This is a genomic window from Streptomyces sp. WM6386 (assembly GCF_000972385.1).
In the GTDB taxonomy this organism is placed as follows: Bacteria; Actinomycetota; Actinomycetes; order Streptomycetales; family Streptomycetaceae; genus Streptomyces.
Genome location: NZ_JXTE01000004.1, coordinates 154,102 through 170,764, shown reverse-complemented (window position 1 = coordinate 170,764; position 16,663 = coordinate 154,102). Strand labels below are relative to the sequence as shown.

Below are 16,663 nucleotides of genomic sequence, written 5' to 3'. Positions count from 1 at the left end.
CGGGCCGCTCGGCCGAACGGCGTTTCAGTTCGCGGTACTTCTGGCGTGCCCAGTTGGCGACGACCGTGTGGAGCCAGGTGCTGGATCGGCTGCGGCCCTCGAACCTGCCGATCTTCCGGGCGACTTGGAGCAGCACGTCCTGCGCCGCCTCCGCTCCTCGGTCGAGGACGGCACGCGGCGCTCCCCTCACTGTGGATCGCGGGGCAGGCATGATGGTCGTATGCACTCCGTCGAGCGCATCGGCCGCTACCGGATCGAACGCCCCCTGGGTACAGGCACGTTCGGAACCGTGTGGCTCGCGCACGACGACACACTCGACGCGCCGGTCGCCGTGAAGGTCCTCGCCGACAACTGGTCGCACCGACTGGACATCCGCGAACTCTTCCTGTCCGAGGCCCGGTTGCTGCGCCGGGCCGGTTCGCGGCGGGTGGTGCAGGTCTACGACATCGGCGAACTGCCCGATGGCAGACCGTACTTCGTGATGGAGTACGCCGACGGCGGCACCCTCGCCGACCTGTTCGACGACGGTCCGCTCCCCGTCCCTGAGGCGCTGCGGCTCACCGCGCTGGCGGCCCGTGCCGCCGCCGCGCTGCGCGAGGCGGGGATCGGGCACCGGGACGTCAACCCGTCCAACCTCTTGCTGCGCACCGGCCCGGACGGCGCCCGGGAGGTCCTGCTCGCCGACCTCGGGCCGGCCAAGACGCCGGCCGAGGCGTCCGGGCTCACGCCGGCCGCGAGTTCGGCGGCATACCGGCCGCCCGAGCAGGCCGAGCCGAGTGCGGGCATCGACGCGCGGGCCGCTGTGTACAGCCTGGGCGCGGTCGGCTATCACCTGGTCACCGGCAGCGTGCCGGGCGCGCCGGGGAAGGTCGTACGGCCGGACCGGCTGCGTCCGGGCCTGGATCCCGGCGTACGGCGGGCCCTGATGCGGGCGCTGCGGCCGGACCGGGAGCGCCGCTGGCCCGATGCGCGGGCCTTCGCCGAGGAGCTGGAGCGGCTGGCGACGGGTCCGAGGCCCCGGCGGCGGCGCCACCGGTTGCTCGTTCTGGCGGCCGGGGTGGCCGTGGCCGGCCCGGCCTTCGCGCTGATGGACCACGGGTCGGCGCCGACCGAACTGCGGATCGAGGACGCCACCGGCCGGGTCGCGGCCGTGGTGCCCGCCACGTGGGCCGGTCAGGTGCGTGGCTCGGGGTGGGATCCGCGTGTGCTGGGTCTGCCCGCCGGCCATCAGCCGGGGTTCGCCGTCGCGGACGACCTGGCGCGGTGGCAGGACCTCGGCGCGGACGTCGACGGAATGTTCGTCGGCATGGTCGGGCGGGGCGATGTCACGGCCCTGGTGAACGCCCTCACTCATCCCGGCTGTCACTACGACGGGGCCCGCGACCACACCCTGTCCGTGTGGCACGGCCGGGTCCGCACGTGGAGCGACTGCCCGGGCGGCGGTTCCGTGGTCGAGGCCGGGCTGACTCCCCCGGACGGCGGCGGGCAGCCGCAGGTGTACGTACAGATCCGGGAGCAGAGCGAGCCGTCGGGCATCCGGCGGGTCCTCGGCTCGGTCCGGGTCGGGGGCTGACCGCGCGAACTTTTTCCGGCCGCGCCCGCATCGGACCTTCATGACGGGGCACACCGCGCCATAGGAGGAGTGTGGAGAGTCATGGTGAACACGTACCGATCGGCTCTGTTGGTGAGTGCGGCCGCACTGCTGGGCCTTCTGACCGCCTGCGGTGACGGCGGCGGCTCCGCGTCCGCGCCGCGGACGCTGCCCGGCACGGCCGCCCCGGCCACCAGCGACGGCACGACGGCCGCGTCCACGGTGGAACCGACCGCCACAGCCGAGACGCCCTCCCCCGCCACCAGCACGTCCGGCACGCCCAGCAGGCGTACCCGCTGCCACACCTCCGAGCTGGAGGCCACGCTCGGCCGCAACGACCCGGGGGCGGGGCAGGAGAACTTCCCCGTGATCCTGACGAACACTTCGTCCCGTACCTGCACCCTCCACGGCTATCCGGGCGCCGCGTTCGTCGACGCCTCCGGCGAACAGCTGGGGCCGGACCCGAAGCGCACCCCCGGCACGCCGGTCACCGTGAAGCTGGCGCCGGGGCAGAACGCGTGGTCGGGGATCACGTTCTCCAACCCGGAGGTCAGCGGGGCCCGTACCGCCAACCCGGACGCGTTGCTGGTGACCCCGCCGGACGAGCGGGACCCGCTGAAGGTGGCGTGGTCGGCCGGTGAGGTGCCGGTGTCCGGCAACGAGTCCGCGGTGTCCATCACGTTCTTCGACAAGGGGCCCGGCGCCTGACCCGGTGCACGGGGCTCTTACCTCGGGCTGTTTTCATGCAGAGGTACGGCACGACCACGTCTCGAAGGACCGCTCCTGAACACCCCGCTCGCCGAAACCCTGTCCATAGCCCTGCTCGTCGCCGTACTCGCCTGGGCCGTCGTCCGCCCCAAGGGCCTGCCGGAGGCGGTGCTCGCGGTCCCGGCGGCGGGGCTGGTGATCGCGACCGGGGCGATCTCCCCGGACCATGCGTGGGCGGAGGTCGAGCGGCTCGGACCGGTGGTCGGCTTCCTGGCCGCGGTGCTGGTCCTCGCCCACTTCTGCGATGTCGAGGGACTCTTCCGGGCCTGCGGGGCATGGATGGCTCGCAGCTCCGCGGGCCGCCCCGGCCGGCTGCTGACCGCGGTGTTCGCGCTGGCGTCGGCGATCACGGCCGTGCTCAGCCTGGATGCCACGGTGGTGCTGCTGACGCCGGTCGTGCTGGCCACCGCGGCCCGCGGCGGCGTCCGGGCCAAGCCGCACCTCTATGCCTGCGCGCACCTGTCGAACACGGCGTCGCTGCTGCTGCCGGTGTCCAACCTGACCAACCTGCTGGCGTTCGCGGCGAGCGGGCTGAGTTTCACCCGGTTCGCGGCGCTGATGGCACTGCCCTGGCTGGTTGCGATCGGCGCCGAGTATCTGCTGTTCCGGCGCTTCTTCGAGGACGACCTCAAAGCCCCCGTGGCCCGGTCCGACACCGCTGAGACGCCCGAACTGCCGGTCTTCGCGCTCGTCACCGTGGGCTGCACGCTGGCCGGGTTCGTCGTGGCGTCCGCGGTCGGCATCGAGCCGGCGTGGGTGGCCCTCGTGGGCGCGCTGGTGCTGGCGGGGCGTGCGCTCGTACGCCGGCAGGCCACCCCGCTCACGGTGGTGAAGTCCGCCGCTCCGGGGTTCCTGGCGTTCGTGCTGGCGCTCGGCGTCGTCGTGCGCGCGGTCGTCGACAACGGGCTCGCCGACGCGCTGCGGCACGTCCTGCCCGAGGGCTCGGGGCTGGTGGCGCTGCTCGGGATCGCCGCGCTGGCCGCCGTCCTGGCGAACCTGATCAACAACCTGCCCGCGGTGCTGGTCCTGCTGCCGCTGACCGCCACGGCCGGTCCCGGGGCGGTGCTCGCGGTGCTGATCGGGGTGAACATCGGCCCGAACCTGACGTACGCCGGATCGCTCGCCACCCTGCTGTGGCGGCGGATCGTGCAGCGGCACGGGCAGGAGGTCGGGCTCGGGGAGTTCACCCGGCTCGGTCTGCTCGCCGTCCCGGCCGCGCTGGTGCCGGCCACACTGGCGCTGTGGGTGTCGCAACAGGTCGTCGGGGTGTGAGCCGGGCGGTCAGCGCCGGCCGCCGTACCCGCCGTATCCCCCGTAGCCGTAGCCGTAACCTCCGCCGTATCCGCTGCCGTACTGGCCGTCCCAGGAGCAGTAGTACCCGTAGCAGGGCATGCCGCTGGGGTACGGGCTCGTCGGGGTCGGCCCAGCGGTCGAGGGGCTCGGGGACGGCGTCGGTGAGGCCTTTTTCGTCGGCGTCGGCGTAGGCGTCACGGCGGGCGCCTTCTTCGTGGTGCCGACCTGCGCGTCCCAGTTGACCACCTCCATCTGGGGGTCGGTCCTGGAAGTGTCGAACACCCAGCGCTGGGCGGCGATGTCGGCACGGGACTTCAGGACCACAGCGCCCGTGCCGTCGGTGGCGGCGGGTGTCAGGGCCAGGTCCTGGTCCCAGCGCGGCACCAGGTTGCCCTGGAGGGTGAAGTCGTAGCGGATGTTCTTGGTCTCCGCCTTGTCGGTGCCGGTGCACGGGGCCAGCCGCACCGAGTAGCCGAGGTGGGAGTCCAGGCACAGGTCCGGGGCCGCGACGCTGGCCAGCGTTCCGTTCGTCTCGTACGTCCACTGCTGGTCGGTCTTCGAGGAGCACTTGGCGAGCTCGGTCTCCGCGTCCTCGACGGCCTTTTTGCCGACGACGCCTATGCAGAGTCCGGAGTCGACGTTGTGCAGCCGGCCGCGCAGCGTGCCTTCCACGTCCTTGCCGGAGCCGACCCACGAGGAGTCGGAGGAGGACTTGCCCGCTCCGGTGTCCGGTGTCTCGGAGGCCTGGGTGCCGCCGGCCGAGGGGGTGGTGTCCCCGCCACTGAGGACCGACCACAGGACGAGGGGCAGGACGACCAGCCCGCTGACGGTGAGGACCGCGGCGGCGAGGTTGCGGCGCCGGGCGGCGGCGCGGCGGGCTTCCTTGCGTGCCGTGCGCGAGGGGCAGGCTCCGCGGGCCGCGCGCGGCGCGGCGGGGGTCACGTCGAAGAAGGGCTCGCCCGGAACGGCCATGGGCTGCGCCTGCGGCGGCTCAGGCGCCTGAGCCGGCTCCTCGTGCGCGGCACTGCGGGATTCGGCGTAGGCGCGGCCGCCCCACCCGAGCACCGCTTCCGCCAGGGCGACGCCGAGGCCGTCGTTGAACTGGTGGAGCTGGTCGGCGGTGTCGCGGCAGTGCTTGCAGCGGTCCAGGTGTGCGCGCAGATCGGGGTCGACGTCGACGCCACCGCGCCGGTAGGTGACGTCCAGCATCCTGACGTAGCTGCGGCACTCCTGCTCCGGGGCGAGTTCGCGGTGCACATGGAGGCACTCCTCGCGCAACCGCTCCTGGGCCCGGCGCAGTTCGACGCCGGCGTCCTCCTCGTCCAGTCCCAGCAGGGAGGCCGGAACGGACAGCGGCTCGGCCTCGACCTCGCTGTGCCACAGCAGGCAGCGGGCCGACTGGGGCAGCCGCTGGTACGCGCCGGACAGCAGTCGCCGCTCCGCGGGCGGCAGCAGCCGGACGGCGGCGCGGTCGCTGTCCTCGGCCCCGGAGCGCAGTTCGGGGTGGAGCTGTTCCCGTCTGCGGTCGCCGTCCCACTCCGCGGCGATCCGGCGCACGGTGACGAGCAGTTGGGGACGCCAGGCGGCCGTCGGCCCGTTCTGTCGCAGGGTTTCACCGAAGAGCCGGGTGAAAGCCGCGGTCGTGAGCATTCCGGCGGAACGCGCGCTGTCGGTGCACAGCCGGGCATAGGCGAAGGCCGCTTCCCAGTGGCGGTCGAGGAGTTCACCGACGGGATGGAGCGCGGGCGCGGCCCCGGTCCACTTCTTCAGCTCAGCGCTGAGTTGTTCGTCCGTGGCGTCGGCATTCACGGCTGCATTCCTCTCGGGGGCATACAAAGCAAAGTCCATACCAAGGGGTATGCGGTCCCGACGACGACAGCTCTTGTGAAGCGTGGGGGGCGTACGGGAGCGGTCAAGGCGCGCGGATTCTAATGTCTGCACGCCGACAAGGCATAACCTTTGCACAGGTCAGCGAGATGTAACAAGAGATCATTCAGTTTTGTGCATTGCGTGCGCAGCCAGCCCTATTGACGGCTCGTCAATACTTAGAACCGATCCATGACGCCTTATCGACACCGTTATGGAGAACGATTTTCACCAGGCGTGGGCCCAAACCATTGAACGGCCACTCCACCCCGTGTACGGCCGGTCTACGCACGTCACGCTCCAACCATTGGGCCGCCCGCCCGGTACGCGCCGGGCGTCATACCGAATCGCTCCCGGAAGACCCGGTGGAAATGGTAGGGGCTGACGAAGCCCGATGCCGCCGCGACCCGTTCGACGGGCAGGCCGGTGCCTTCGAGGAGCCGCGCGGCGTGCCGCAGCCGTGCCTCGCGCAGCGCTCGCATCGGGGATTCACCGACCTGTCGGGTGAACAGGTGCGCCAGCCTGGAGGGCGACAGCGAGACATGCGCGGCGAGCGAGTCGACGGTGTGCGCGGCCCCCGGGTCGGCGGCGAGGAGCTCCTGGACCCGGCGGACACGGGCGTCGAGGCCGGGTCGGGGCGTCGGCTCCCGCGCACCGGCGGCCATGAGCAGGACGACCTCCTCCAGGGCGCACAGCGCGAGCTCACGGGCGGCGCTGTCGTGCGCCACGGCGATCCGGTCGTCCGGGACGGCCACGGACTTCTCCCCACCCGGCCGGCGGGCGTCCAGGAGCATCCGGCGGAACGCCGCCTCGACCCGGTCCTGCGGCGTGGCCGGGGTCGAGGTCATGACATACACCCCGTCGCCGGTGCCGTACGGGCTCAGCCAGGGCAGCCACGACGGCCGGGCCTGGCAGTGCGCCCACCAGAACCACCAGTGCCGCGCACCCGGTCCGACGCCGTAGCCGTGCGCGACACCCGGCGCGAGCACCACCAGGTCCCCGGCGCCGGCCCGGGCGGTGGTCGCGCCCTGCCGCAGCCTCCCCTGGCCTCCCGTGGTCCAGGTGAAGAGCCAACTGGCCGATCCCTGCGGCCGGTTGATGTCGTATCCCGGCGCCTCGTCGAAACGGCCGAGCATCACGAGGCCCGGCGGCGGCGCGGGAACGTCCGGCGCAGCAGTCTCAGGCAGTCCGTCGGCGGTCACGGGCATCCTCCCGGGATGTGGGCCGACCTAGCGTGACATGCGAAGGGACACCCGAGCGAGGAGTGGACGCATGACAGTCACAGGCAGCGCCCCGATTCTGACCCAGGCCGGGCAGCGGCGGTTCCAGGAGGACGGGTTCACCGTCGTACGGGGATTGTTCGGATACGACGAGATCGGCCGGCTGTGCGGCGAGTTCGCGGCGCTGCACGCGGCCGGGGCGGTGCCGGGGCACTTCGAGCCGCGGGGCGGCACGGACCCGTTGGGTGTGTATCCCCGGGTGATGCAGCCGCACGAGATCAACGCGCGCGCCCGGGACGTGCTGCTCGACGCGCGGTTGCGGAACGTGCTGGAGACGCTGTTCGACGAGGAGGTACTGGCCGCGCAGAGCATGTTCTACTTCAAGCCGCCGGGGGCCCGGGGGCAGGCGCTGCACCAGGACAACTTCTATCTGCGGGTCGAGCCGGGGACATGTGTCGCGGCGTGGGTGGCGTGCGATGTGATCGACCGGGAGAACGGGGGGCTCGAGGTCGTGCCCGGGACGCACCGGATGGATCTCTTCTGCCCGGAGAAGGCGGACGAGGGGGTGTCGTTCGCGCGGGAGTACGTGCCGCCGCCGGCGGGGCTGGCGGCGGTGCCGGTCGACATGGCGCCGGGGGATGTTCTGTTCTTCAACGGGAGTCTGGTGCACGGGTCGCAGCCGAATCGCAGTGAGGGGCGTTTTCGGCGGTCGTTCATCGGTCACTACGTGGGGCGGTCGGCCGAGCGGATCGGGGGGTACTACCGGACGGTGTCGATGCGGGGTGACCGCGTCGCGTTGGCCGAAAGTGAGGGTGCGGGCCCCTGCGGTACCGAGTTCGCACCGCAGGGGCCGCACTAGGTCGTATCGCGGCTGCGGGCGCGTGGGGGCTGGTCGCGCCCACGCGGCGGTAGCCGCACATCGATACAGCCCCGCGCCCCTTGGGTGGGTTCAGTGACCGACGATCGGACGGGCCGTATAGGGCTCCTCCAACTCCTCTATCTCCTTCTCGCTCAGTTCCAGTTCCACCGCTGCCGTCGCGTCCTCGATGTGGTGCGGTTTGGCGGCGCCCACGATCGGTGCCGCCACCGTGTTCTGGTGCAGTAGCCAGGCCAGGGCCACCTGGGCGCGCGGGACGCCTCGGTCGGTGGCGATGCGGGTGACCGCCTCGACGATGGTGCGGTCGCTCTCCAGGTAGAGACGGCCGCCGAAATTGTCGCCCGCGCTGCGTTCGGTGACGGTGCCCCAGTCGCGGGTCAGCCGGCCGCGGGCGAGGGGGCTCCAGGGCAGTGCGCTCACGCTCTGGTCCGCGCACAGGGGCAGCATCTCGCGCTCCTCCTCGCGGTAGAGGAGGTTGTAGTGGTTCTGCATGGACACGAACTTGGTCCAGCCGTGCCGCTCGGCCGTGTACTGCATCTTGGAGAACTGCCAGGCGTACATCGAACTCGCCCCGATGTAGCGCACCTTGCCCGCCTTGACCAGGTCGTGCAGGGCCTCCATCGTCTCCTCGACGGGGGTGTGGGGGTCGTAGCGGTGGATCTGGTAGAGGTCGACGTAGTCGGTGCCGAGACGGCTCAGACTGTGGTCGATCTCCGCCATGATCGCCTTCCGGGACAGTCCGGCGGCGTTCGGCCCGGTCCGCATCCGGCCGTTCACCTTGGTCGCCAGGACGATCTCGTCACGGTTCGCGAAGTCCCGCAGCGCCTTGCCGACGATCTCCTCACTGGTGCCGTCGGAGTACACGTTGGCCGTGTCGAAGAAGTTGATGCCGGCGTCCAGCGCCTGGCGGATCAGCGGCCTGGACGCCTCCTCGTCGAGGGTCCAGTCATGGACGCCGCGGTCGGGCAGGCCGTAGGTCATGCACCCCAGACAGATCCGGGACACGTCCAGACCGGTCGAACCGAGCTTCACGTACTGCATCGTTGCTGCTCCCGCCTTCCGGATGGTCATGAAGGGGAGCGTACGGCGTGAGGTGCGCGCGGGGCTTGAGGTGTCAACCGTTCCCGGGACACGGCTCGTCCGTCATTGGTTGAATGACTGGACTTCACCAGAACTCCAAAGCGTCCTCACAACTGAGGCCTCCCTGAAGGGTGTTCGCGTGATCCTCAAGGGACGGCTCAGGGAACGCAAAGAGCTCGAAGGCCTGGTGTCGGCCTTGCGGGAAGGGCTGAGCCGGGTGGTGCTGCTGCGCGGTGAAGCCGGAGTCGGGAAGACCGTACTGCTCGACCACGCGGCCGCGGAGGGCGCCGATCTGCGGGTGCTGCGGGTCGCGGGGGTGGAGCCGGAGTCCGGGTTCCCGTTCGCCGCGCTGCATCGGCTGCTGGTACCGGTGCTGGAGGGGCTCAAGGAACCGGGTGCGCTGCCCGTCACCCAGCACGAGGCGCTGCGGGTGGCGTGCGGGCTGGCCGACGGGCCGGCCCCCGACCGGTTCCTCGTGGGGCTCGCCACCCTCACCCTCCTCGCGGAGGCGGCCAAGCGACGACCGGTGCTGGCCTGCGTCGACGACGCTCAGTGGCTGGACGACGAGTCCCTGGCGGTGCTCGCTTTCGTGGGCCGCCGGGTGCACGCGGAGGGCGTCGGGCTGCTGTTCGCGGCACGGACGGGGTTCGAGGCACCCGCGGGGCTGCCCGTCACCGAAGTCGCCGGTCTGGAGGAGCCGTTCGCCCTGGAGCTGCTGCGGGAGACGGTCGCCGGACCGCTCGACGCGCGCGTCGCGGCACGCATCGTGGCGACGACCGCGGGCAACCCGCTCGCGCTGGCCGACCTCGGCCAGGAGCTGACCGCCGACCAGCTCTCCGGCTCGCTCGCCCTGCCCGAACCGCTCCCCGTGGGCGGCCGGTTGGAGGCGCACTACCAACGGCGGGTGCGCGCGTTGCCCGCGCCGACACAGACCTGGCTGCTGCTCGCCGCCGCCGAACCGAGCGGCGACCTCGCCTACCTCACGGCCGCCGCGCGCCTGCTCGGGTTCGGCCCCGAGGCGTCCGGGCCGGCGGAGGCCGCGGGGCTGGTGGTGCTGCGCTCCACCGCGGAGTTCCGGCATCCGCTGGTGCGGTCGGCGGTGTACGGCGGGGCCACCGGCGTCGAGCGCACCCGCGTCCACCATGCGCTGGCCGAGGTCATCGACCGGCCGGCCGACACCGACCGCCGGGCCTGGCACCTCGCCTCGGCCACCTGGGGACCGGCCCCCGCCGTGGCCGCGGAGGTGGAGCGCGCGGCCGACCGGGCGGGCGCCCGCGGCGGTTTCGCCGCCCGCGCCACCTTCCTGACCAGGGCGGCCGAACTCACCCCGGAGGGCGCCCTGCGCGCCGAGCGACTGCTCGCCGCGGCGGAGGCCGCGTTGGCCGCGGGGGCGGCGCTGCAGGCCGAGTCGCTCCTCGACGCGATCGACATCGCCTTCCTCGACGACACCCAGCGAGGACGGGCACTGCTCGTGCGCGCCCACGCGACGTACGCGCTGGGCGACGCCGGTTCGTTCGCCCTGGCTCCGGCGCTGTGTCTGCGGGCCGCGCGCTGTCTCGCCCAGCGGGAACCGGAGCTCGCCCGGGAGGCCCTGTTGCGGGCCGCCGACCGGGCCATCACCGCGGAACACCTGATCCGCGACACCACCCTGGCCGAGATCGCCCGGGCCATCGACGACCTGCTGCCCCGCGAGCGTCCCGCGACCGGCGGCGATCAGGTGCTGCGGGCGTTCGCGGTGCTGGTCACCGACGGCTACGCGGAGGCCGTGCCGCACATGCGCCGCGCCCACGCGCATGTGCTGGACCCGGACATCCCGGACGAGGAGGTGCTGCGCACCTGTCAGCCGACCATCACGCTGACGATGATGCTGTGGGACGAACAGGCGCAGAGCGCGGTCATGGCGCGTGCTGTGGACATCGCCCGCCGCGCCGGTGCCCTGTTCGAACTGGACAGCGCCCTGTACTGCACGGTGATGCACGAGACGAACCTGGGCCAGCTCGCGGTCGCGGACGACACCTTCGCCCAGGGCACCCAGATCCGCGCGGCGATCGGCGCCAGCGACGACATGTGGGAGCTGTACCGGCACCCGGAACTGCTCGGCTGGCACGCCGATGCCGGGGATCTGGAGCCGGTCCTGCGCGGCTCGATGGAGGCCAGCACCTGGCTGGGCATCGGCGCGGTCGAGTCGATCGCGCAGATCGGCATGGCGATCCTCGCCCTGGGACGGAGCGACTACGCCCGGGCCCGCGCCCTCACCCACGAACTGACCGGCCACGACACGCTCGGCGTCCACTCCCGGCTGCTCCCCGCGCTGATCGAGGCGGCCGTCCGCTGCGGCGACCGGGTGCAGGCCACCACCGCCCTGCGCACCCTCGCCGTCCGGGCCACGGCCACCGGCACCCCCTGGAGTCTCGGTCTGCTGGCCCGCTGCGAGGCCCTGCTCGCCACCGCGGCCGACGCGGAACCGCTGTACCGCAAGGCGATCGCCCTGCTGTCCGGCACCCGCGCCCGCGCCGACCTCGCCGTCACCCACCTCCACTACGGCGAGTGGCTGCGTCGCCGCAAGCGCCGCAAGGACGCCCGTGAACAGCTGCGTACCGCATGGGAGTTGTTCGACGGGATGCGTGCCGCGGCGTACGCGGCCCGGGCGGCCCAGGAGCTGGCCGCGACCGGGGAGAGCCCGGGCCGGGCGCCGGCCGGTGAGTCGAACGCCCTCACCTCGCAGGAGCTGGCCATCGCCCGGCTCGCCCGCAGTGGTGCCACCAACGCCGAGATCGCGGCCCAGCTGTTCATCAGCGCGAGCACCGTCGACTACCACCTGCGGAAGATCTTCCGGAAGCTCGATGTGCGGTCCCGGCGGCAGCTGAGGGAGACGCCAGGACTCTGAGGCCGGTCACGACTACGCGTTTCACGGGGTCCGGGAACGCCATCGGTCGAACGAGGATCGGGGCGCCGGACAACGTCTCACAGACGGGAGCGCTCCCATGCCGTACGTCACCGCAGCCGACGGAGCCGAGATCTTCTACAAGGACTGGGGCCTGGGCCGTCCCGTGGTGCTCAGCCACGGCTGGCCGCTGAACTCCGACAGCTGGGAGGCCCAGCAACTGTTCCTCGCCTCCCAGGGGTTCCGTGTCATCGCCCACGACCGGCGCGGGCACGGCCGGTCCACGCAGACGTGGACCGGCAACGAGATGAACACCTACGCCGACGACCTCGCCACCCTGATCGACACCCTCGATCTGCGGGACGCGACGTTGATCGGCTTCTCCACGGGCGGCGGCGAGGTCGCCCGCTACGTGGGCCGGCACGGCACCAGCCGGCTCGCCCAGCTGGTGCTCGTCTCCGCCGTCCCGCCGTTCATGCTCAGGACCGACGACAACCCCGGCGGCGTGCCCGTCGAGGTCTTCGACGGGATCCGCGCCGGTTCGCTCGCCGACCGGTCGCAGCTGTACCGGGATCTGGCCGACGGACCGTTCTTCGGCAACAACCGGCCCGGCGCCGATGTCTCCCAGGGCACTCGGGACGCTTTCTGGCGGCAGGGGCTCCAGGCCGGACACCGCAATGCCTACGAGTGTGTCGCGGCCTTCTCCGCGACCGACTTCCGCCCCGACCTGGACGCGTTCGACGTACCGACGCTGGTGGTCCACGGCGACGACGACCAGGTCGTGCCCTTCGAGGTGGGCGGCAAGGCGTCGGCGGCACGGATCAAGAACGCCACGCTGAAGGTCTACGCGGGCGCCCCGCACGGCATCACCGACACGCACAAGGACCAGTTGAACGCCGACCTGCTGGACTTCCTCAACTCCTGACCCCGGAAGGAATCCCCAAGGCATGGTCTCCGAAAGCCAGCCCCGCCGTCGCGTCCTCGGTGGGCTCGTCGCGGCGGGCGGTGCGCTCACCGTCGGCACCGCGGCGACGCCCGTCTCGGCCGCCTCGGCCACCTCCGGCACCAGACCGACCGTCGTCCTCGTCCATGGTGTGTTCGCCGACGCCTCCGGCTGGAACGAGGTCAGTTCCCGGCTGCTCAAGGCGGGTTACGACGTCATCGCACCGGCCAACCCCCTGCGTGACCTCGCCGGTGACGCGGCGTACGTCTCCAGCGTCGTCGCCACGTTCCCCGGCCCGGTCGTCCTGGTCGGCCACTCCTACGGCGGCGAGGTCATCACCAACGCCGCGCTCGCCAACCCGAACGTCAGGGCGCTCGTGTACGTGGCCGCGTTCGCGCCCGACAAGGGCGAGACCGCGCTGGAACTGGCGGGCCGGTTCCCCGGCAGCCAGTTGCCGGGCGCGCTGGTCACCCGGCCGTACCCGATCCCCGGCAGCAGCGATCCCGGCATCGACGGCTACATCGATCCGGCGAAGTTCCACGACGTCTTCGCCCAGGACCTGCCGCGCTCGCTGACCCGGGCGATGGCGGTGGCCCAACGCCCGGGCAGCCTACGCGGGTTGGACTCCGCCAGCGGCGTACCGGCGTGGCGGTCCCTGCCGTCGTGGTACGTCGTCGCCGGCGCCGACCGGGTCATCCCGCCCGCGGTGCAGCGGTTCATGGCCGAGCGGGCCGGCAGCAGGGTCGTCGAGGCCAAGGGGGCTTCGCACGTCGTGATGATGTCGCGCCCGGACACCGTCGTCCGGCACATCGAGGCCGCGTACCGCGCCACCTGCTGACACCTGCGAAGGAGGAGTCATGAGCGCTCCGGACACCATCGTCCTCATCCACGGCTTCTGGGTCACCCCACGGAGTTGGGAGCAGTGGGGCCGCCCACTACGAGAAGCGCGGCTACCGCGTTCTCACCCCCGCCTACCCCGGCTTCGAGGTGGAGGTCGAGTCGCTCAACGCCGATCCGACGCCGATCGAGAAGGTGACGGTCCAACAGATCCTGGACAGTCTGGAGACCTTGGTCCGCGGCCTGGACCGACCACCTGTTCTGATCGGTCACTCCGCCGGGGGCGTCTTCGTCCAGCTGCTGCTCGACCGGGGGTTCGGGGCGGCGGGCGTCGCCCTCAACTCGGCGCCCACGGAGGGCGTCGCGGTGGTGCCGCTGACCCAGATCAAGGCGGCGTTCCCCGTGCTGAAGAACCCGGCCAACCGGCACCGTGCGGTCGGCCTGACCTTCGAGCAGTGGCACTACGCCTTCACCAACACGTTCCCGGAGGAGGAGTCCCGCGCGCTGTACCAGCGCTACGCGGTCCCCGCGTCCGGGAGCATCTTCTGGGACAGCGCCCTGGCGACGCTGCGGCCGGGCCACCAGAGCACGTACGTGAACTACCACAATGACGACCGCGCGCCGTTGTTGTTCGTCTCGGGCGAGCATGATCATCTGATGCCGCCCAGGGTGCAGCAGTCCAACGCCAGGCACTACAAGTCGAACACGGTCACCGAGGTCAGGGAGTTCGCGGGCCGCCCGCATCTGCTGCCCGCCGCGCCCGGCTGGGAGGAGGTCGCCGACCACGCCCTCGACTGGGCCGTGTCGCACGCCGAGTAGCCCACCGTCCGGGGCGGTTGGCGCGTGCCGCCCCGGGCCTGCGGAAGGGACCGTCGTATGACCGAGATCCGTATCACGCACATCGGCGGTCCGACCACGTTGATCGAGGTCGCCGGCCGGCGGCTGCTGACGGACCCGACATTCGACCCGCCCGGCCGCCGCTACTCCTTCGGCTGGGGCACGTCCTCCCGCAAGACCGCGGGACCGGCCGTGCCGGCCTCCGAACTCCCGCCGCTGGACGCGGTGTTGCTCACCCATGACCATCACGCCGACAACCTGGACACGGCCGGACGCGCCCAGCTGCCGAGGGCGGACGTCGTCCTGACGACCCCGTCCGGGGCCCGTCGGCTGGGCGGCAATGCCCGCGGACTCGACCCGTGGACGACCTGGCGGCTCCAGACACCGGGCCGCCCCACCATCGAGGTCACGGCCACCCCGGCCCGCCACGGTCCCCGGTTCTCCCGCCCGATCGTCGGCGAGGTGACCGGCTTCGCGCTGAGCCGGCAGGGGCAGGAGCACGGCGCGCTGTGGATCTCGGGCGACACGGTCCTCTACGACGGGGTGCGCGAGGTCGCCCGCCGGGTGGATGTGGGGACCGCCCTGCTGCACCTGGGCGGTGTGCGTTTCCCGGTGACCGGCCCGGTCCGCTACACGATGACCGCGGCCCGGGCGGTGGAGCTGTGCGGCCTGCTGCGACCGCACACGGTGCTGCCCGTCCACTACGAGGGCTGGTCGCACTTCCAGGAGGGCCGCCAGAGCGCGGAGAAGGTGCTCGCCGAGGGCCCGCAGGTGCACTGGCTGCCCATCGGCACCCCTTGGCAGCTCACCGTCTGAGCAGGTCCAGCGCCTGCTCCCACGCGAACTCGGCCCCCGGCTCCCCCGCGAAGGGCGGACCGAACCGCACCCCCATCCCCCGCAGCCGTATCAGGCTGTCCTGGTAGGCGGGATGGGCGGCCAACGCGTCGGCCACACACGGCAGTACGGCGATGGGGACGCCCAGGCCAGACGCCTCGCACAGGGTGCCGACGGCCAGTGTGTCGCCCAGGCCGGCCGCCCATTTGTTGACGGTGTTGAAGGTGGCGGGCGCGACCACCACGGCGTCCGGTGGCGGGAAGGGGCGCGGCTCTGCGGGGGTGCGCCAGGCGGAACGGATCGGACGGCCGGTCCGGGCCTCGACGGCGGCGGTGTCGAAGAAGCCGTTCATCGCGACGGGCGTGGCGATGACCCCGACCTCCCAGCCCTCTTCCTGGGCGGCGGTGATGAGTTCGCCGACTCCCGCGGCGATCCCGGCGGCGCAGACGACGACGTAGAGGAAGGGTTTCCCGGCCTGTTCGGTCACCCGCCGACCCTACTGAAGCGGGAAGGTCGCCCCGCGCTCGGTCTCGGGCCGCGGGCCGAGGACGCGGCGTTCCTTCTCCTCGATCGGTACGTCGTTGATGCTGGCCTCGCGCCGGGTCATCAGGCCGTGCTCGTCGAACTCCCAGAGTTCGTTGCCGTACGCGCGCCACCACTGGCCGTCGGTGTCCCGGCACTCGTACTGGAAGCGGACGGCGATGCGGTGGCCGTCGAAGGCCCACAGGTCCTTGCGCAGTGCGTACTCCTGCTCGCGCGCCCACTTCGCGGTGAGGAACTCGACGATCTCGGCGCGGCCGGTGACGAAGGTTCCGCGGTTGCGCCACACCGAGTCCTCGGAGTAGGCCAGCGCCACCTTGTGCGGGTCGCGGGTGTTCCAGGCGTCCTCGGCGGCCCGCACCTTCTGAGCCGCGCTCTCGCGGGTGAAGGGCGGCAGGGGTGGACGGTCGGTCATGTCATCCTCCGTGGCCGGAAAGGGAGAACGTGCGTTCTCCCGGGTGGCTGCTACCGTAGGAGAACGCACGTTCTCACGTCAAGGAGTGACCCGGCATGGACAGCGCGACCGCCCGGGAGCAGGCACTGGACGCCGCCGAGGAGCTGTTCTACGGCCGGGGCATCCAGTCCGTCGGCATGGACGACATCCGCGGCGCGTCGGGGGTCTCGCTCAAGCGGCTGTACCAACTCTTCCCCGCGAAGGAGCAGTTGGTGGAGGCCTATCTGGAGCGCCGTGACGTGCGGTGGCGGGAGCGGCTCGCGGAGTACGTCGAGCGCGGCGAGGACCCCCGGGAGCGGATCCTCGCCGTCTTCGACTGGCTGGAGCGGTGGTTCGGGGAGGACGGGTTCCGCGGGTGCGCGTGGATCAATTCCTACGGCGAACTGGGCGCGACGTCGAGCCGGGTGACGGCCCAGGTGCGGGCGCACAAAGGGGCGTTCCGCGCCTACCTCGCCGCTCTTGTGGCGGACGCCGGACTCCCGGACGGCCTGACCGGCCGGCTGTTCCTGCTGGCCGAGGGGGCGATGGTCACGGCCGGCATCACCCGGACCACCGGGCCGGCCAGGGAGGCACGGGAGGCGGCCCGGTCACTGATGGACCTCGCCCGGCCGTGACGGTTTCCGCAGGGATCTTCCGCTC

Annotated in this window: 15 protein-coding genes and 1 pseudogene; 10 read left to right on the top strand and 6 right to left on the bottom strand. The window is 72.0% G+C overall.

Annotation, left to right across the window (positions count from 1 at the left end; translation table 11 throughout):
* Position 1: 1 nt before the first annotated feature.
* Positions 2-304, bottom strand: a pseudogene (locus TN53_RS49460) (RNA polymerase sigma factor); the annotation flags it as partial.
* Between TN53_RS49460 and TN53_RS04160 the strand changes: the two are divergent.
* The 3 genes from TN53_RS04160 (at position 221) to TN53_RS04150 (ending at position 3,631) form a co-directional block, all read left to right on the top strand.
* On the top strand, positions 221-1,573 hold the full coding sequence (locus tag TN53_RS04160) for a serine/threonine-protein kinase (protein ID WP_046256939.1): 1,353 nt from the start codon (positions 221-223) through the stop codon (positions 1,571-1,573). The pseudogene TN53_RS49460 and the gene TN53_RS04160 overlap by 84 nt on opposite strands.
* Positions 1,574-1,654: 81 nt before the next feature.
* Positions 1,655-2,299 (top strand): DUF4232 domain-containing protein, encoded by a 645-nt coding sequence (locus TN53_RS04155; protein WP_046256938.1) that lies wholly within the window; start codon positions 1,655-1,657, stop codon positions 2,297-2,299.
* A gap of 75 nt (positions 2,300-2,374) precedes the next feature.
* The gene (locus TN53_RS04150; RefSeq protein WP_046256937.1) at positions 2,375-3,631 is read left to right on the top strand and encodes an arsenic transporter; all 1,257 of its coding nucleotides are present in this window, start codon (positions 2,375-2,377) and stop codon (positions 3,629-3,631) included.
* A 9-nt stretch (positions 3,632-3,640) separates the two neighbouring features.
* On the opposite strand, the gene TN53_RS04145 is transcribed toward TN53_RS04150, so the two are convergent.
* Both TN53_RS04145 and TN53_RS04140 read right to left on the bottom strand, forming a co-directional pair.
* Positions 3,641-5,500: an RICIN domain-containing protein gene (locus TN53_RS04145; protein WP_046256936.1), complete on the bottom strand. Its 1,860-nt coding sequence runs from the start codon at positions 5,498-5,500 to the stop codon at positions 3,641-3,643.
* Between the two features lie 311 nt (positions 5,501-5,811).
* Positions 5,812-6,726, bottom strand: a complete 915-nt coding sequence (locus TN53_RS04140) for a helix-turn-helix domain-containing protein (RefSeq protein WP_095046282.1) — start codon at positions 6,724-6,726, stop codon at positions 5,812-5,814.
* 64 nt (positions 6,727-6,790) lie between these two features.
* Between TN53_RS04140 and TN53_RS04135 the strand changes: the two genes are divergently transcribed.
* Positions 6,791-7,597 carry a phytanoyl-CoA dioxygenase family protein gene (locus TN53_RS04135; RefSeq protein WP_046256934.1) on the top strand — a complete coding sequence of 269 codons (807 nt, stop codon included), beginning with the start codon at positions 6,791-6,793 and terminating at the stop codon, positions 7,595-7,597.
* Positions 7,598-7,687: 90 nt separating this feature from the next.
* On the opposite strand, the gene TN53_RS04130 is transcribed toward TN53_RS04135, so the two are convergent.
* Positions 7,688-8,656 carry an aldo/keto reductase gene (locus TN53_RS04130; protein WP_046256933.1) on the bottom strand — a complete coding sequence of 323 codons (969 nt, stop codon included), beginning with the start codon at positions 8,654-8,656 and terminating at the stop codon, positions 7,688-7,690.
* Positions 8,657-8,834: 178 nt separating this feature from the next.
* Between TN53_RS04130 and TN53_RS04125 the strand changes: the two genes are divergently transcribed.
* The 5 genes from TN53_RS04125 (at position 8,835) to TN53_RS04105 (ending at position 15,012) form a co-directional block, all read left to right on the top strand.
* On the top strand, positions 8,835-11,582 hold the full coding sequence (locus TN53_RS04125; protein ID WP_052745137.1) for an AAA family ATPase: 2,748 nt from the start codon (positions 8,835-8,837) through the stop codon (positions 11,580-11,582).
* A gap of 97 nt (positions 11,583-11,679) precedes the next feature.
* Positions 11,680-12,504, top strand: coding sequence for an alpha/beta fold hydrolase (locus TN53_RS04120; protein ID WP_046256932.1), 825 nt, complete (start codon positions 11,680-11,682; stop codon positions 12,502-12,504).
* 22 nt (positions 12,505-12,526) lie between these two features.
* Positions 12,527-13,360, top strand: coding sequence for an alpha/beta fold hydrolase (locus TN53_RS04115; protein WP_046256931.1), 834 nt, complete (start codon positions 12,527-12,529; stop codon positions 13,358-13,360).
* A 149-nt stretch (positions 13,361-13,509) separates the two neighbouring features.
* Positions 13,510-14,178 (top strand): alpha/beta fold hydrolase, encoded by a 669-nt coding sequence (locus tag TN53_RS04110; protein WP_234441509.1) that lies wholly within the window; start codon positions 13,510-13,512, stop codon positions 14,176-14,178.
* Positions 14,179-14,235: 57 nt separating this feature from the next.
* Positions 14,236-15,012, top strand: coding sequence for an MBL fold metallo-hydrolase (locus TN53_RS04105; RefSeq protein WP_046256930.1), 777 nt, complete (start codon positions 14,236-14,238; stop codon positions 15,010-15,012).
* On the opposite strand, the gene TN53_RS04100 is transcribed toward TN53_RS04105, so the two are convergent.
* Both TN53_RS04100 and TN53_RS04095 read right to left on the bottom strand, forming a co-directional pair.
* Positions 15,002-15,517 (bottom strand): flavoprotein, encoded by a 516-nt coding sequence (locus TN53_RS04100; protein ID WP_046256929.1) that lies wholly within the window; start codon positions 15,515-15,517, stop codon positions 15,002-15,004. The genes TN53_RS04105 and TN53_RS04100 overlap by 11 nt on opposite strands.
* A 9-nt stretch (positions 15,518-15,526) precedes the next feature.
* Positions 15,527-15,985 (bottom strand): DUF1348 family protein, encoded by a 459-nt coding sequence (locus tag TN53_RS04095; protein WP_046256928.1) that lies wholly within the window; start codon positions 15,983-15,985, stop codon positions 15,527-15,529.
* Between the two features lie 95 nt (positions 15,986-16,080).
* Here TN53_RS04095 and TN53_RS04090 point away from each other — a divergent pair, with 95 nt between their 5' ends.
* Complete coding sequence (locus TN53_RS04090; protein WP_046256927.1) at positions 16,081-16,638, top strand: TetR/AcrR family transcriptional regulator; 558 nt, start codon at positions 16,081-16,083, stop codon at positions 16,636-16,638.
* Positions 16,639-16,663 lie beyond the last annotated feature (25 nt).

Bases quoted from the DNA above. Each gene is read 5' to 3' on its own strand.
- TN53_RS04095 (WP_046256928.1), bottom strand. From the start codon at position 15,985: ATGACCGACCGTCCACCCCTGCCGCCCTTCACCCGCGAGAGCGCGGCT.
- TN53_RS04105 (WP_046256930.1), top strand. From the start codon at position 14,236: ATGACCGAGATCCGTATCACGCACATCGGCGGTCCGACCACGTTGATC.
- TN53_RS04115 (WP_046256931.1), top strand. From the start codon at position 12,527: ATGGTCTCCGAAAGCCAGCCCCGCCGTCGCGTCCTCGGTGGGCTCGTC.
- TN53_RS04155 (WP_046256938.1), top strand. From the start codon at position 1,655: ATGGTGAACACGTACCGATCGGCTCTGTTGGTGAGTGCGGCCGCACTG.
- TN53_RS04145 (WP_046256936.1), bottom strand. From the start codon at position 5,500: ATGGACTTTGCTTTGTATGCCCCCGAGAGGAATGCAGCCGTGAATGCC.
- TN53_RS04130 (WP_046256933.1), bottom strand. From the start codon at position 8,656: ATGCAGTACGTGAAGCTCGGTTCGACCGGTCTGGACGTGTCCCGGATC.
- TN53_RS04135 (WP_046256934.1), top strand. From the start codon at position 6,791: ATGACAGTCACAGGCAGCGCCCCGATTCTGACCCAGGCCGGGCAGCGG.
- TN53_RS04090 (WP_046256927.1), top strand. From the start codon at position 16,081: ATGGACAGCGCGACCGCCCGGGAGCAGGCACTGGACGCCGCCGAGGAG.
- TN53_RS04160 (WP_046256939.1), top strand. From the start codon at position 221: ATGCACTCCGTCGAGCGCATCGGCCGCTACCGGATCGAACGCCCCCTG.
- TN53_RS04120 (WP_046256932.1), top strand. From the start codon at position 11,680: ATGCCGTACGTCACCGCAGCCGACGGAGCCGAGATCTTCTACAAGGAC.
- TN53_RS04140 (WP_095046282.1), bottom strand. From the start codon at position 6,726: ATGCCCGTGACCGCCGACGGACTGCCTGAGACTGCTGCGCCGGACGTT.